Origin of the sequence: Pseudorhodoferax aquiterrae (genome assembly GCF_014652235.1) — a bacterium.
Taxonomy (GTDB): domain Bacteria; phylum Pseudomonadota; class Gammaproteobacteria; order Burkholderiales; family Burkholderiaceae_C; genus Pseudorhodoferax; species Pseudorhodoferax aquiterrae.
In genome coordinates, this window is sequence record NZ_BMYK01000045.1 from 1 (window position 1) to 15243 (window position 15243).

The window sequence follows — 15243 nt, forward strand, 5'->3', positions numbered from 1 at the left end:
GATGGCGTCCTTCAGCAGCCAGCCGCCGTTGGGGTCCAGCGTGACGCGGGCTTCGGGGAAGCGTTCGTGCAGGGCGGTGACGGCCTCGACCTCCTCGTCGCCGCGCAACACGCCGCCCTTGAGCTTGAAGTCCTGAAAGCCGTAGCGCTCCTGGGCCGCCTCCGCCAGGCGCACGATGGCTTCGGGCGTCATGGCTTTCTCGTGGCGCAGGCGGAACCAGGCGTTGTCGGCCTCGGGCTCGCGGCGGTAGGGCAGGTCGGTCTTGCCCTGGTCGCCCACGTAGAAGAGGTAGCCCAGCATCTGCACGGCATCGCGCTGCTGGCCTTCGCCGAGCAGGGCCGCGACGGGCACGTCCAGGTGCTGGCCCAGGAGGTCGAGCAGGGCCGACTCGGCGGCCGTGACGGCGTGGATGGCCACGCGCAGGTCGAAGGTCTGCAGGCCACGCCCGCCGCTGTCGCGTTCGGCGAACTGCGTGCGCATGGCGTTCAGGATCGCCTGGCAATTGCCGATGGGCTGGCCGACGATGAGCGCGCGTGCGTCTTCCAGCGTCTGGCGGATCTTCTCGCCGCCGGGCACTTCGCCCACGCCGGTGCGGCCGGCGTTGTCGGTCAGGATCAGCAGGTTGCGCGTGAAGAACGGGCCGTGCGCGCCCGACAGGTTCATGAGCATGTCGTCGTGGCCCGCCACGGGCACGACACGCAGTTCGGTAACGACAGGGGTGGACATGCGGCTTTCTGGAGAGATGGGTTTCAGACCGGCGGACGCACGGCCTGGCGGGCCAGCAGTTTCCACTGTCCGCCCTGCTTTTGCCACACGTGCAGGATCTTGATGTTGACCTTGCCGGGCTTGCCAGCATCCATGGTGTCGGCGATGAGCGTGTGGCGCACGATGGCGGCATCGCCCAAGACCTTCACGGTCTGCTCGCTGATGGCGATGGTCACGAAGTCGGACTTGCCATCGAGCAGGTCGGCGATGAAGCTGGCCTTGGTGTCGATCTTGCCGCCCGAGTGGCCGTAGCTCAGGTCATCGGCCACCAGTGCGGACAAGGCCTCACGCGTGGGATCGACCATGGCCACGCGCAGCTTCTCGGCTGCGGCGGTCACGGCCGCGGTGTCGCTCGCGCCGTGGCCCGCAGGCAGGCCGGCGCAACCGGAAAACATGACGGCCGCAGCCGCCACCAGACAGAGTTTGCGGAACATGCGCGTGTCTCCTCGTGTGGTGTGTTGGCGCGCGTGCTTGCGTTTACTGCGGGCCGAGCTTTTGGATCAGCGTGGCCAGCTCTTCCATCTCGTTCGGCTTGAGGTCGGACAGCGGTGCGCGCACCGGGCCGCCATCGTGGCCGACGATGCGGGCGCCGGCCTTGATGATGGAAACGCCATAGCCTTCCACGCGGTTGCGGATGGCCAGGTAGGGCATGAAGAACTCCTTGAGCAGCTTGTGCTGGGTTGCCATGTCGTCGGCGGTCACGGCCTTGTAGAAGTCCATCGCCGTCTTCGGGATGAAGTTGAACACGGCCGACGAGTACACCGGCGTGCCCAGCGCCTTGTAGGCCGCGGCATAGACCTCGGCGGTCGGCAGGCCGCCCAGGTAGGAGAAGCGGTCGCCCATCTTCATGTAGATGGAGGACATGGTCTCGATGTTGCCCACGCCGTCCTTGAAGCCGATCAGATTGGGGCAGCGGTCGGCCAGGATGGCCAGCGAGTTGGGTGTGAGCTTGGTGCGGTCGCGGTTGTAGACGATGACGCCGAACTTGACGCTCTTGCAGACCTGGGCGACATGCTCGATCAGGCCTTCCTGGCCGGCTTCGGTCAGGTAGTGCGGCAGCAGCAGGATGCCGTGGGCACCCAGGCGCTCGGCTTCCTGGGCATGGGCGATCGCGGTGCGGGTCGGGCCGCCGGCGCCGGCGATGATGGGCACCTTGCCTCGGCAGGTGTCCACCGCGGTCTTGATGACTTGGCTGTATTCCTCACCGGACAGCGAGAAGTACTCGCCCGTGCCGCCGGCCGCGAACAGCGCGCTGGCGCCGTAGGGGGCCAGCCATTCCAGGCGCTCGATGTAGGTCTTGGGGCGGAAGTTGCCCTGCGCGTCGAAGTCCGTGATGGGGAACGACAGTAGGCCGGAGCCCATGATGGATTTGAGTTCTTGCGGGTTCATATCGGTGGTCCTCGTTGTAGGGTTGTTCAGAAAAATCAGTCCAGCTTGATGCCCGCGGCCTGCACCACGGAAGCCCAACGGGCGCGCTCCTTGTTGAAGAAGCTTTCTTCCTCGGCCGGCGCCATGGTCACAACCTCGGCGCCCTGCCCGGCCAGGCGCGAACGGATGTCGGCCGAGCGGATCACGGTGATGAGCTCCTTGTTCAGGCGCTGCACGATGGCGTCCGGCGTGCCCTTGGCCACGCGCACGCCCTGCCAGGTGCCCGACTCGTAGCCCGGCACGCCCTGCTCGGCGATGGTCGGCGTGTCGCCCACCAGCGGCATGCGCGTGCCCTTGGACACGGCCAGGAGCTTGAGCTTGCCGCTCTGCACGTGCGGCAGCGTGGCCAGCATGCCATTCATGAGCACCTGGGTCTGGCCGCCCACGGTGTCCTGGATCGCCTGCACGCCGCCCTTGTAGGGCACGTAGACCCACTTGGCGTTGGTGGCGCGCTCCAGCGCCACACCAGCCAGGTGCGGCGCGCTGCCGGTGGCGGTCACGGCGAAGTTCAGGTCCGTGGTCTTGGACAGCGCGACCAGTTCCTTGAGGTTGTTGGCCTTCACGGACGGGTGCACCACCAGCAGGTGCGGCGAGTAGGCCAGCATGGTCACGCCACGCAGGTCCTTGGACGGGTCGAACGGCAGCTTGGTGTAGACCGAGGGGCTGATCGCCAGTGCGCCCACGTCGCACAGCAGCAGCGTGTAGCCGTCCGGTGCGGACTTGGCGACGAAGTCGGCGCCCAGGTTGCCATTGGCGCCGGCCTTGTTTTCCACGATCACGGTCTGCTTGAGCGCATCGGCCAGCGGCACGCTGATGGCGCGCGCAATGATGTCCGACGACCCGCCTGGCGGGTACGGCACGATGATGCGGATGGGCTTGCTGGGCCAGGCGTCCTTGGTCTGTGCCAGGCTCGGCAGCGCCACCGTGGCGGCAGCGGCGGCTAGCAGTTCGCGGCGTTTCAGTTGCATCGAGGTCTCCTCGGGGCGATCGGTTGCGATGAAGTCAGTCATCGTACAACCAAAGACGATCCCTGCCAATGAATTTGTGCAAGGGCTCAGCCGGTCGTGCCGGCCGAACGCTGGGCGGCCTCCTGCGCCAGGCGCAGCCGCTCGCGGCTGTTCGTCAGGTGGATGCGCATGGCGGCGCGCGCCGAGTCCGGGTCGCGCCGCGCGATCGCGGCGTAGATCTCCTCGTGCTCGCGGTTCACGCGCACGAGGTACTCGCCGCGCCGGTCGTGGTTGCGGATGGCGCTCACGCGCGTGCGCGGGATCAGCGTGGTGCCCAGGTGGCCCATGATGTCGGCGAAGTACGGGTTGCCCGTGGCCTGCGCGATCTGCAGGTGGAAGCTGAAGTCGTGCGCCACGGTGTCGCCACCGGCCGCCACATTGGCCTCGAACGCGTCGAGTGCCGCGCGCAGGCCCTGCAACTGCGCATCCGTTCGGCGCAGCGCGGCCAGGCCGGCCGATTCGGTCTCCAGACTGATGCGCAATTCGAGCACGGCCAGCACGTCGACCGTGGTGGCGATGTCCGCCCCTTCCAGCCGGAACATGCCGGCCGCGCGGGGCGGCAGCACGAAGGTGCCCACGCCGTGGTGCGTCTCCACGAGGCCGGAAGCCTGCAGCTTGGACAGCGCCTCGCGCACCACCGTGCGGCTCACGCCATAGGCCTGCATGATGGCCGACTCGGTCGGCAGCTTGTCGCCCGTGCGCAGCTGCTGGCTGCGGATCTTCTCCGACAGGTCATCCACCAGCCCATGCGCCAGGCCGCGGCCGCGCCGGCGCGGAACGGCCGCCGCGAACGGCGCGGCAGGGGCGGCTTCTGGCGTGGCGCTCGGCCCGTTGGACAGCGTGGACATGGGGGCATCATAGTGCTTGCGGCAGTTGTACGACAACATACCATGGAAGGACCCGAGTTCCCGCCACAGCGCATCTGTGGCATGGTTCGCGCCCTGCGTCACTTTCGGCCGATCCATCCATGACAGTTCCGCGCAAGCGCGCCGCCACCATCCGCGACGTGGCCGAGGCCGCCCAGGTCTCGACCGCCACGGTGTCCAAGTTCGTCAACGGCAACCAGCGCTTCACGGCCGAGGTGGAGGCCCGCATCGCCCAGGCCGTGCGCCAGCTGGGTTACTCGCTGAACCCGATGGCGCGCGGCATGATCACGGGCCAGACCGGCAACGTCGGCATCGTGATCCTGGACATCCGCAACCCCTACTTCACGAGCCTGGTGAAGGGCGCGGCGCGCCAGGCGGCCAGCGCCGGGCTCAACCTCATCATCGCGGACGCGGAGGAAAGCACGGCGCCCGAGCTCGGCGTGCTGCAGTCGCTGCGCCGGCGCGTGGACGGCCTGATCGTCAGCGCGCGGCTGCCGGCGCCGGCCATCGGGTCGCTGTTCGAAAGCGGCACGCCCGTGGTGTTCTACGGCCGGCCCTCGCCTTACGAGAAGAACCACAATGTGGGTTGCGACAACTACGCGGCCGCGCTGATGCTGGGCCGCCACCTGCGCGAACTGGGCCACCGCCGCATCAGCTACCTGGGCTTTTCCGGTGCGCGCTGGAGCGCCGAGCGCGAGCGCGGGCTCAGGGACGCCTTCCAGGGCGTCGAGGCGCGCTTTCGCAGCTTCGACGCGACCGCCCCCTCGGCCGAGGAAGGCGAGCGCCTGGCCTCCACCGTGCTGCTGTCGCAGGAACTGGACGACGCCATCGTGACCTACAACGACCTGCTGGCCATGGGCCTCTTGGTGGAGGCCAAGTCGCTCGGGATCCGCGTGCCGGAGCAGGTGTCGGTGGCCGGCTTCGACAACCTGGCCTACGGCCGCCTCGTGAGTCCGGCGCTGACCAGCGTGGACATGATGGGCGAGGCCACCGGCGAGCTGGCCATGCGCAAGCTGGTCGGCGTGATCAAAGGCCAGCCCGCCACGCACGAGGACGACGTGCTGCAAAGCCGCATCGTCGCGCGCGAGTCCACCGCGCCGCGCCGACCTAGGGTAAACGATTAGCTTTCAGGGATTGACGCAAGCGGTCCGCTGCAGGAGCATCGCGCCCATCGCCCAGTGGCGTATTTTTTTCAGCACAAGTTAAACGTTTACCCGTCTTTCGCAGGACAAGGAAGTTCTGGAAAGTCCGGGCTGGTTTGTCGGCGGATCCACGTTCAACCTTTTGCCATGTCCACTTCGACTTCTTCCCCGGCGCCGCGCCTGCAGCGCCTGCTCCTGACCGGTGCCGCAGGCGGCCTGGGCAAGGTGCTGCGCGAACGCCTCGTTCCCTCTGCCCAGGCACTGCGTGTCTCCGACATCGCCCCCCTGGGCGAGGCGCGCGGCCCGCACGAGGAGGTCCGCCCCTGCGACCTCGCCGACCGCCAGGCCGTGGCCGCATTGCTGCAAGGCTGCGACGCCATCGTGCACCTGGGCGGTGTCTCGGTGGAGCGGCCCTTCGAGGAAATCCTCGAGGCCAACATCAAGGGCATCTTCAACGTCTACGAGGGTGCGCGCCGCCATGGCGTCAAGCGCGTGGTGTTCGCCAGCTCCAACCACGTGATCGGCTTCTACAAGCAGACCGAGACGCTGGATGCGAACGTGCTGCGCCGGCCCGACGGCTACTACGGCCTGTCCAAGTCCTTCGGCGAAGACATGGCGCAGTTCTACTTCGACCGCTACGGCATCGAGACCGTCAGCATCCGCATCGGCTCCTCGTTCCCCGAGCCGCTGAACCGCCGCATGATGCACACCTGGCTCAGCTACGACGACCTCACGGCCCTGGTCGAGAAAGCCTTGTTCACGCCGGGCGTGGGCCACACCGTGGTCTACGGCGCCTCGGCCAACGAGAAGGTCTGGTGGGACAACCATGCCGCCGCCAAGCTCGGCTGGACACCCAGGGACAGCTCGGAGCCCTTCCGCGCCAAGGTCGAGGCCCAGCCGCCCGTCGCGGCGGACGACCCCAACGCCGTCTACCAGGGCGGTGCCTTCACGGCCCAAGGCCCCTTCGGCGACTAAGTCATGAAGCCCCCACGCTCATCGCTTCGCGTATCGCTGCCCCCCGAGGGGGCGCGTCAGTGCCTTCGGGCGGCCGGGCGGCACTGACATGGCAGACCTGATCCTCGACGCCCGCAACGGCACCGGCGAGAGCCCGGTCTGGCACGTGGGCGAGCAGGCGCTGTACTGGGTCGACATTCCCGGCAAGGCCATCCACCGCTGGTCGCCCGCGCAGGGCCACCGCCAATGGGCCACGGCCGAGATGCCGGCCTGCATCGCCGCCACGCCGCAGCCGGGCCGCTGGATCGCGGGCATGGAGAGCGGCCTGTTCGCGCTGCAGTTGCAGGACGACGGCCAGGTGCAGGCCGAACGCCTGGCCGCCGTGCAGCACGCGGCGCCCGCCATGCGCTTCAACGATGGCCGCTGCGACCGCCAGGGGCGCCTGTGGGCCGGCACCATGTGCCTGGACATGGCGGCCGCCATCCGCGCCGGCGCCTGGTACCGCTTCGGTGCCGGCGACACCGCCCTGCCCACCCAGCTCGGCGACTTCATCGTGCCCAACGGCCTGGCCTTCAGTCCCGACGGCAGGACCATGTACCTGTCGGACTCGCATCCGCAGGTACAAAGCATCTGGGCCTTCGACTACGACACCGCCAGCGGCACGCCGTCCAACCGCCGCCTGTTCGTCGACATGAACCCGCTGCCGGGCCGTCCCGATGGCGCCGCCATCGACGTGGACGGCTGCTACTGGATCTGCGGCAACGACGCCGGCCTCGTGCACCGCTTCACGCCCGAGGGCCGGCTCGACAAGTCGCTGGCCCTGCCCGTCAAGAAGCCCGCGATGTGCGCCTTCGGCGGCCCACGCCTGGACACCTTGTACGTGACCTCGATCCGGCCCGGCGGCGACCTGTCGGACCAGCCGCTGGCCGGCGGCGTGTTCGCGCTGACGCCAGGTACCCAAGGTCTGGCAGAACCCCTGTTCGCAGACTGACCCGTTCCTTCCCCCGCCACCCCACCCACCACTAGGAGACAAGCATGACCCACCGCAGAACCCTGCTGGCCACCGCTGCTGCAGCGCTGGCCCTGACCACCGGCCTCACGGCCCACGCCCAGACCGTCCTCAAGGCCTCGGACGTGCACCCAGCCGGCTACCCCAACGTGGTGGCCATCGAGAACCTGGGCAAGAAGCTGGAAGCCGCCACCAACGGCAGGTACAAGCTGCAGATGTTCCCCGGCGGCGTGCTGGGCGGCGAGAAGGAGGTGATCGAGCAGACCCAGGTCGGCGCCATCCAGATCGCCCGCATCTCCCTTGGCCCGCTGGGCCCGGTGGTGCCCGACGTGAACGTGTTCAACATGCCCTTCGTGTTCCGCAACGAGGCCCACATGCGCGCCGTAATCGACGGCCCCATCGGCAAGGAACTGCTGGACAAGATCACCAACAGCCCGGCGCGCTTGGTCGCCCTGGGCTGGATGGACAGCGGCTCGCGCAGCCTGTACACGAAGAACGCGGTCAAGACGCCGGCCGACCTCAAGGGCCAGAAGATCCGCGTGATGGGCAACCCGCTGTTCGTGGACACCATGAACGCCATGGGCGGCAACGGCATCACGATGAACCACAACGACACCTTCAGCGCGCTGCAAACCGGCGTGGTGGACGGTGCCGAGAACAACCCGCCGACCTTCTTCACCGCCAACCACTACACGGCGGGGCCGAAGTTCTATTCGCAGACCACCCACCTGATCATTCCCGAGATCTTCGTCATGTCCAAGATCACCTGGAACAAGATGAGCAAGGAGGACCAGGACCTGCTCATGAAGTTCTCGCGCGAGGCGCAGATGGAGCAGCGCGCGCTGTGGGACAAGAGCGTGGCCGACTACACGGCCAAGCTCAAGGCCTCGGGCATCACCTTCGTCGAAGTGGACAAGAAGCCCTTCTACGACGCCACGGCCCCCGTGCGCGCCAAGTACGGCGCACAGTACGCCGAGCTGATCAAGCGCATCGAGGCCGTGCAGTAAGCCCACAGCGCGAGGGCGGCACCGCCAAAGCGGTGCCGCCCGCCACGTCCCACGAGGCCGCCACGGCCTTCAGGAACCAGCATGAAAGAAAACCTCCTGCGCGGCCTCGACGCCTTCTACCTGTTGTGCATCTGGATCTCCGGCCTGGCCATCGCGGCCATGTCGCTGGTCATTCCTTGGGGCGTGTACGCCCGCTACGTGCTGGGCACCGGCTCCAGCTGGCCCGAGCCAGTGGCCGTGCTGCTGATGGTCACCTTCACCTTCTTCGGCGCAGCCGCCGGCTACCGGGCCGGCGCACACATCGCCGTGGGCATGCTGGTGGACCGGCTGCCGGCAGCGCTGCAGGGTCTGCTGGCCCGCCTGGTGGACCTGCTGATGCTGGGCGTCTGCCTGTTCGTGATCGTGTGGGGCTTCAAGCTCTGCATGGAGACCATGGGCCAGAGCCTCGCGGACCTGCCCTGGATGCCCGTGGGCATCACCTACCTGCCGCTGCCGCTCGGCAGCGTGGCCACGCTGGTGTTCGTGCTGGAGAAGGCCCTGCTCGGCTCCCAGGCGCACCGCGCCGTGGTGCGCTTCGACCATGAAGAACAAGCGGCCGGCGCCGCGGAGGCCGCGTGATGGACATGCTCGTGTTGCTCGGCAGCTTCGTCGTACTCATGCTGATCGGCTTTCCGGTCGCCTATGCCCTGGGCCTGGCCGCGCTGGTCGGCGCCTGGTGGATCGAACTGCCGCTGGACGCGGTGATGATCCAGATCGCCAACGGGGTCAACAAGTTCTCGCTGCTGGCCATCCCCTGCTTCGTACTGGCCGGCGCCATCATGGCCGAGGGCGGCATGGCGCGGCGGCTGGTGGCCTTCGCCAGCGTGCTGGTGGGCTTCGTGCGCGGCGGGCTGTCGCTGGTCAACATCCTGGCCTCGACCTTCTTCGGCGCGATCTCGGGCTCCTCGGTGGCCGACACCGCCTCGATCGGCTCGGTGCTGATCCCGGAGATGGAGAAGAAGGGCTATCCGCGCGCCTTCGCCACGGCCGTCACCTGCAGCGGCTCGGTGCAGGCCATCCTGATCCCGCCCAGCCACAACGCCGTCATCTACTCGATGGCCGCGGGCGGCTCGGTCTCGGTGGCCGCGCTGTTCATGGCCGGTGTGCTGCCGGGCCTGCTGCTGGGCCTGACCCTCTCCGCCTACTGCCTGTACGCGGCACGCAAGAACAACTTCCCCAAGGGCCGCGCGATTCCCCTGCGCGAGGCGCTCAAGATCTGCGGGGAGGCGCTGTGGGGCCTGATGACCATGGTCATCATCCTGGGCGGCATCTTGTCGGGCGTGTTCACCGCCACCGAATCGGCCTCCATCGCCGTGATCTGGGCCTTCTTCGTGACCATGTTCGTCTACCGCGACTACAAATGGCGCGACCTGCCCAAGCTGATGCACCGCACCGTCAAGACGGTCTGCATCGTCATGATCCTGATCGGCTTCGCAGCGTCCTTCGGCTACATCATGACGCTGATGCAGATCCCGCTGAAGATCACCACGGCCTTCACCACGCTGAGCGACAGCCCGGTCGTGATCCTGCTGCTCATCAACGTGCTGCTGCTGGCACTGGGCACGCTGATGGACATGGCGCCGCTGATCCTGATCCTCACACCCATCCTGCTGCCGGTGGTCAAGGCCCTGGGCATCGACCCGGTGCACTTCGGCATGATCATGATGGTCAACCTGGGCATCGGCCTGATCACCCCGCCCGTGGGGGCGGTGCTGTTCGTCGGCAGCGCAGTGGCGGGGCTCAAGATCGAGACCGTGGTCAAGGCCATGGTGCCCTTCTTCGTGCTGCTGTTCACGGTGCTCATGCTGATCACCTACGTGCCCGCGATCTCGCTGTGGCTGCCACGCGCGATGGGGATCTGACGCCGTGGCGCCGCCTTTGCCCCTGGTGCTGGTCACGCACCCGCGCGACCGGCTGGCCAGCTACTTCGGCGACGAGGCGCTGGCGCGGCTGCGCCGCATCGCCCGCGTGCGGCTGAACGGGGGCGAGGACGACCTTGCCGGCCCGGCGCTGGTCCGGGCCGCGCAGGGCTGCGCGGTCGTGATCGCCTACCGTCAGACGCCGGTGGACGCGGCCGTGTTCGCGGCGCTGCCGCAGCTGCAGGCCGTGGTGCGCTGCGCGGTGGACATCCGCACCATCGACGTGGCGGCCGCCAGCGCCCAGGGCGTGCTGGTCACGCAGGCCAGCGCGGGCTTCATGGCCTCGGTGTCGGAATGGATCGTCGGCGCCATGGTCGGCCTGGCGCGCCACATCCCCGCGGCAGACGCGCAGTACAAGGCCGGCGCGCAGCCCACGCCGCGCATGGGCCGCGAGCTGCGCGGCGCCTGCCTGGGCGTGGTCGGCTACGGCCAGATCGCGCGCTACCTGTGCCCGATCGCGCGTGCGCTGGGCATGCGCGTGCTCGTGAGCGACCCGTTCGCGCAGGTGCATGGTGAAGGTCTTGCGCAGGTCGACCTGCCCACGCTGCTGGCGCAGGCAGACCACGTGGTCTGCCTCGCGCCTGCGCTGGCAGCGACCGAGAACCTCCTGAACGCTGCCGCCTTCGCCGCCATGCGGCCCGGCAGCTTCTTCGTCAATGCCAGCCGCGGCAACCTCGTCGACGAGGCGGCGCTGCTGCAGGCGCTGGACAGCGGCCACCTGGCGGGCGCCGCGCTGGACGTGGGCCGTGCGCCCGACCAGATGCCGTCGCCCGCGCTGGCACGCCACCCGCACGTGCTGGCAACGCCGCACATCGGCGGGCTCACGCCGCCGGCCATCGAGCACCAGGCGTTGGAGACCGTGGCGCAGACAGCCGAGATCCTGCAGGGCCGCATCCCTGCCGGTGCGGTCAATGCGCCGCTGGCCACGCGGCTGCGTCTCTCCGGCACCGGGGACGGCGCATGATCGCCGGCGCCTGCGACTGCCACATGCACGTCTGCGAAGACGGCTGGCCGCTCGCGCCAACCGCCCTGGCGCAGCCGCCGCATGCCCCGCTGGCCGCCTACCGCGCGGTGCAGCAGGCGCTGGGCCTGGGCCGCGTGGTCATCGTGCAGCCCACCGCCTACGGACTGGACAACCGCTGCACACTGCAAGCCCTGGCCGCCTGCGGCGAAGCGGGCCGCGCCGTGGTGGCCGTCGACCCCCAGGTGCCCGAGGACGAACTGCAGCGCATGCACGCCGCCGGCGTGCGGGGCGTGCGCTTCCAGATGCTGCCCGGCGGCGCCCTGCCCTGGGAGGCTTTGGCGCCGGTGGCCGCGCGCATCGCGCCGCTGGGCTGGCACATCAACCTGCAGATGGACGGCGCGCAGTTCCCCGAACGCGAGCAACAGCTGGCGCGGCTGCCTGTGCCGCTGGTGATCGACCACAACGGCAAGTTCCTGCAGCCGCCGGCCGTCGACGCCCCCGCAGTGCGGGCCCTGCGGGACCTGCTGGATGGCGGGCGCTGCTGGATCAAGCTGTCCGCGCCGTATGAGACCTCGCGCAGCGGGCCGCCGGACTATGCCGACGTCTCGGCCCTGGCACGCGTCTTCGCGCGCCAGCATGCCGAGCGCTGCCTGTGGGCCAGCAACTGGCCGCACCTGGGCCGCACGCCGCAGCCCGACGCCGCCGCCCTGTTGGCGCTGCTGCAGGACTGGGCTGGCGACGCCCAGGTGGCCGCGCGCATCCTGGCCGACAACCCGCAGCAGCTCTACGGTTTCGCGCCAGCCGCGTCCTGAAGCCCTTTCAAACCGACCAAGGAGAACCCTCGATGCAAGACCTGCAAGGAAAGGCCGCCCTCGTGACCGGTGCCAGCACCGGCATCGGTGCCGCCGTGGCCGAGGCGCTGGGCGCGCACGGCGTGCGCGTGGCCGTGCACTACAACCAGTCGCGCGAAGCGGCCGAGGCGGTGGCCGGCCGCATCCTGGCGGCCGGCGGCCGGGCCGTGGCGCTGCGCGCCGATGTGCGCGACACGGCGGCCATCCAGGCCTGCGTGGCCGAGGCCACGCAGGCGCTCGGCGCGATCGACATCCTCATCAACAACGCCGGCAGCCTGGTGCAGCGCGCGCCCATCGCCGAGTTCACCGACGCGCTGTTCGACGAGGTGCTGCACGTGAACGCGCTGTCGGCCCTAGCCTTCTGCCGCGCCGTCGTGCCGCTGATGCGCCAGGCCGGCCGCGGCGGCAGCATCATCAACGTGACCTCGGTGGCTGCACGCAATGGCGGCGGCCCCGGCGCCTACCTCTACGCCGGCTCCAAGGGCTTCATCAGCACCGCGACGCGCGGCCTCGCCAAGGAGCTGGTGCCCGACCGCATTCGCGTCAACGCAGTGGCGCCGGGCGTGATCGCCACGCCGTTCCAGGACCGCTTCTCCACCGCCCAGATGCTGGAGAACTTCCGCGCCAGCATCCCCATGGGCCGGCTCGGCACGGCCGAGGAATGCGTGGGCGCGTTCCTGTACCTCGCCTCCGAACAACTCTCGGGCTACGTGACCGGCCAGATCCTGGAAGTCAACGGCGGCCAGTACATGCCGTGATGCGCATCGCCGTCATTGGCGCCGGCGTGGCCGCGCCACCGCACCTGCGCAGCCTGCACGATCTGCGCGACCGGGCCGAGCTGGCCTGGGTCTGGGGCCGCGACCTGCAACGCCTGGCGCAAGCCGGTCTGCCGGCCGGTGCACGCGCGACCACGCGGCTCGAGGATGTGCTGGAGGATGCCAGCGTGGGCGCCGCGCTGGTGCTCACGCCACCGCACACGCACCTGGAGATTGCCGAGCGCCTGGCGGCCGCGGGCAAGCACGTGCTGGTCGAAAAGCCCGTGGAGCTCACGCTGGCGCGGGCCGAAGCCCTGGTCGCGGCCTGCGCACGCCATGGCGTGCGCCTGGCCGTGATGCTGCAGCACCGCGCCAGCCCCGCTGCGCTGCAACTGGCGGAACTGGTGCGCGGCGGCAGCCTCGGCAGCTTGACCGGCGCCAGCGCCACCGTGCGCTGGTGGCGCCCGCAGAGCTACTACGACCAGCCCGGCCGCGGCACGCTGGCGCGCGACGGCGGCGGCGTGCTCATGACCCAGGCCATCCACACGCTGGACCTGCTGCTGCACCTGGTCGGCGCGCCGCAGCGCGTGCTGGGCCTGGCCGCCACCTCGCCCGTGCACCGCATGGAGACCGAGGACCAGGCTGCCGCGCTCTTGCACTGGGACAACGGCGCCATCGGCGTGCTCGACGCGACCACGGCCGCCTATCCCGGCTACGCCGAGCGCATCGCGCTCAACTTCACGCAGGGCACGGCCACACTGGAGGCCGGTGCCCTGGTCGTGGAGCGCCCTGGCCAGGACCCGCTGCGCGTGGGCCAGCCCCAGGCCTCGGGCTCGGGCGCCAACCTCATGGGCTTCGACCATGCCGGCCACCGCGCCGTGATCGCGGACTTCCTCGCAGCCATCGCCGAACAACGCGCACCGCTCACGGACGGCGCTTCGGCCTTGGCCGTGCAGCGCCTGATCGAAGCCGTGCTGCGCTCATCCGCCGAGGGCGTCGCCGTCCGGCTGTAGGGCCTCATTCCTGCGGGGCATGGCGGCGTTGACGCAATGCCATTGGTCAAAGGGGCCGCGGCTGCCTAGAGTCGCGGCACCACCCACCGACCTGCCCCCATGCGACGCCAACGCCACGGAAAAATCATCGCCACGCTCGGTCCCGCGAGCTCGGACCGCGCCACCATCGCTGCCCTGTTCGAGGCCGGAGCCGACCTGTTCCGGCTCAACTTCAGCCACGGCAGCCACGCCGACCACCAGGCGCGCAACGACGCGATCCGCGCCGTCGAGCGCGAGCACGGCCGGCCCATCGCCGTGCTGCTGGACCTGCAAGGCCCCAAGCTGCGCGTCGGCCGCTTCGCCGACGGGCCGGTCACGCTGGCCGAAGGCGCGCGCTTTCGGCTCGACCTCGACACCGCGCCCGGCGACGCCACGCGTGCCCCACTGCCCCACCCCGAGATCTTCGCCGCCCTGCAGACCGGCCACGACCTGCTGCTGGACGACGGCAAGCTGCGCCTGCGCGTGCTGGCCTGCGGCGCCGACTTCGCCGAGACCGAGGTCATCGCGGGTGGCCTGCTGTCCGAGCGCAAGGGCGTCAACGTGCCCTCGGTGCTGCTGCCGATCTCGGCGCTGACCGCCAAGGACCGGGCCGACCTGGCCTTCGGCCTGGAGCTGGGCGTGGACTGGGTCGCGCTGTCCTTCGTGCAGCGCCCCGCGGACGTGGAGGAGTTGCGCACGCTGGTGCAGGGCCGTGCCGCCATCCTGTCCAAGCTCGAGAAGCCGGCCGCCATCGCCGACCTGGACGCCATCGTCGCGCTGTCCGACGCCGTGATGGTCGCGCGCGGCGACCTTGGCGTGGAGATGCCGGCCGAGCAGGTGCCGCCGATCCAGAAGCGCATCGTGCGCAGCTGCCGCCAGGCCGGCAAGCCCGTGGTCGTGGCCACGCAAATGCTCGAATCCATGGTCAGCGCACCCGTGCCCACGCGCGCGGAAGCCTCGGACGTGGCGACCGCCGTCTACGACGGGGCCGACGCCGTGATGCTGTCGGCCGAATCGGCCTCGGGCCGCTACCCGCGCGAGGCCGTGGCCGTCATGGACGCCATCGTGCGCGCGGCCGAGGCCGACCCGCATTGCCGCACCGTGGTCGAGGCCTCGGGCTTCGCGCCCCAGCCCACGGTGGGCGACGCGATCTGCGCCGCGCTGCAGCAGTCGGCCGAGCTGCTGGGCGCGGCCGCCATCGTGAGCTTCACGCGCTCGGGCTTCACGAGCCTGCGCGCGGCGCGCGAACGGCCCCAGGCGCCCATCGTGAGCGTGACGCCCGACCTGGCCACGGCGCGCCGCCTCGCGCTGGCCTGGGGCGTGCATTCGGTCCATGTGCCGCACGACGTGGACGACGTGCCCAGCATGGTGCAGGCCGCCCGCACGCTGGCCCGCGACCAGGGCTTCGCCCGGCCCGGCGACACCATCGTGATCGCGGCCGGCATGCCATTCGGCAAGGCCGGCACCACGAATCTTCTGCACATCGCCCAGGCTTGAGGAACCACG

Annotated in this window: 16 protein-coding genes; 11 read left to right on the forward strand and 5 right to left on the reverse strand. The window is 69.7% G+C overall.

What is annotated here, in order from left to right; all coding sequences use genetic code 11:
- The 5 genes from IE209_RS31875 to IE209_RS31895 form a co-directional block, all read right to left on the reverse strand.
- Nucleotides 1-726 (reverse strand): enolase C-terminal domain-like protein (locus IE209_RS31875; RefSeq protein ID WP_308433246.1); only part of this gene is annotated, 726 nt, incomplete at its 3' end.
- 23 nt (nucleotides 727-749) lie between these two features.
- Nucleotides 750-1199: a nuclear transport factor 2 family protein gene (locus IE209_RS31880; RefSeq protein WP_189690883.1), complete on the reverse strand. Its 450-nt coding sequence runs from the start codon at nucleotides 1197-1199 to the stop codon at nucleotides 750-752.
- A 43-nt stretch (nucleotides 1200-1242) separates the two neighbouring features.
- A complete protein-coding gene (gene kdgD, locus IE209_RS31885) occupies nucleotides 1243-2154 on the reverse strand; it encodes a 5-dehydro-4-deoxyglucarate dehydratase (RefSeq protein WP_189690884.1) in 912 nt (303 codons plus the stop codon).
- A 35-nt stretch (nucleotides 2155-2189) separates the two neighbouring features.
- Complete coding sequence (locus tag IE209_RS31890) at nucleotides 2190-3161, reverse strand: Bug family tripartite tricarboxylate transporter substrate binding protein (protein WP_189690885.1); 972 nt, start codon at nucleotides 3159-3161, stop codon at nucleotides 2190-2192.
- Between the two features lie 86 nt (nucleotides 3162-3247).
- Nucleotides 3248-4048: a FadR/GntR family transcriptional regulator gene (locus IE209_RS31895; protein ID WP_189690886.1), complete on the reverse strand. Its 801-nt coding sequence runs from the start codon at nucleotides 4046-4048 to the stop codon at nucleotides 3248-3250.
- 119 nt (nucleotides 4049-4167) lie between these two features.
- Between IE209_RS31895 and IE209_RS31900 the strand changes: the two genes are divergently transcribed.
- From IE209_RS31900 to pyk, 11 genes are all read left to right on the forward strand, one after another.
- Nucleotides 4168-5190, forward strand: a complete 1023-nt coding sequence (locus IE209_RS31900) for a LacI family DNA-binding transcriptional regulator (RefSeq protein ID WP_189690887.1) — start codon at nucleotides 4168-4170, stop codon at nucleotides 5188-5190.
- Nucleotides 5191-5355: 165 nt separating this feature from the next.
- A complete protein-coding gene (locus IE209_RS31905) occupies nucleotides 5356-6183 on the forward strand; it encodes an NAD-dependent epimerase/dehydratase family protein (protein WP_189690888.1) in 828 nt (275 codons plus the stop codon).
- A gap of 88 nt (nucleotides 6184-6271) precedes the next feature.
- Nucleotides 6272-7153, forward strand: a complete 882-nt coding sequence (locus tag IE209_RS31910; protein WP_189690889.1) for an SMP-30/gluconolactonase/LRE family protein — start codon at nucleotides 6272-6274, stop codon at nucleotides 7151-7153.
- 44 nt (nucleotides 7154-7197) lie between these two features.
- A complete protein-coding gene (locus tag IE209_RS31915; protein WP_189690890.1) occupies nucleotides 7198-8178 on the forward strand; it encodes a TRAP transporter substrate-binding protein in 981 nt (326 codons plus the stop codon).
- 81 nt (nucleotides 8179-8259) lie between these two features.
- Entirely contained in the window at nucleotides 8260-8796 is a 537-nt protein-coding gene (locus tag IE209_RS31920; RefSeq protein ID WP_189690891.1) for a TRAP transporter small permease, read from the forward strand.
- A complete protein-coding gene (locus tag IE209_RS31925) occupies nucleotides 8796-10079 on the forward strand; it encodes a TRAP transporter large permease (RefSeq protein WP_189690892.1) in 1284 nt (427 codons plus the stop codon). Before IE209_RS31920 ends, IE209_RS31925 begins: the two co-directional genes overlap by 1 nt.
- A 16-nt stretch (nucleotides 10080-10095) precedes the next feature.
- Nucleotides 10096-11100: an NAD(P)-dependent oxidoreductase gene (locus IE209_RS31930; RefSeq protein ID WP_189690914.1), complete on the forward strand. Its 1005-nt coding sequence runs from the start codon at nucleotides 10096-10098 to the stop codon at nucleotides 11098-11100.
- The gene (locus tag IE209_RS31935; RefSeq protein ID WP_189690893.1) at nucleotides 11097-11912 is read left to right on the forward strand and encodes an amidohydrolase family protein; all 816 of its coding nucleotides are present in this window, start codon (nucleotides 11097-11099) and stop codon (nucleotides 11910-11912) included. The genes IE209_RS31930 and IE209_RS31935 overlap by 4 nt, the downstream gene beginning before the upstream one ends.
- Nucleotides 11913-11944: 32 nt before the next feature.
- Nucleotides 11945-12709: an SDR family NAD(P)-dependent oxidoreductase gene (locus IE209_RS31940; protein WP_189690894.1), complete on the forward strand. Its 765-nt coding sequence runs from the start codon at nucleotides 11945-11947 to the stop codon at nucleotides 12707-12709.
- A complete protein-coding gene (locus IE209_RS31945) occupies nucleotides 12709-13719 on the forward strand; it encodes a Gfo/Idh/MocA family protein (protein ID WP_189690895.1) in 1011 nt (336 codons plus the stop codon). Before IE209_RS31940 ends, IE209_RS31945 begins: the two co-directional genes overlap by 1 nt.
- 99 nt (nucleotides 13720-13818) lie before the next feature.
- Nucleotides 13819-15234: a pyruvate kinase gene (pyk, locus tag IE209_RS31950; protein ID WP_189690896.1), complete on the forward strand. Its 1416-nt coding sequence runs from the start codon at nucleotides 13819-13821 to the stop codon at nucleotides 15232-15234.
- The last annotated feature ends 9 nt before the right edge of the window (nucleotides 15235-15243 follow it).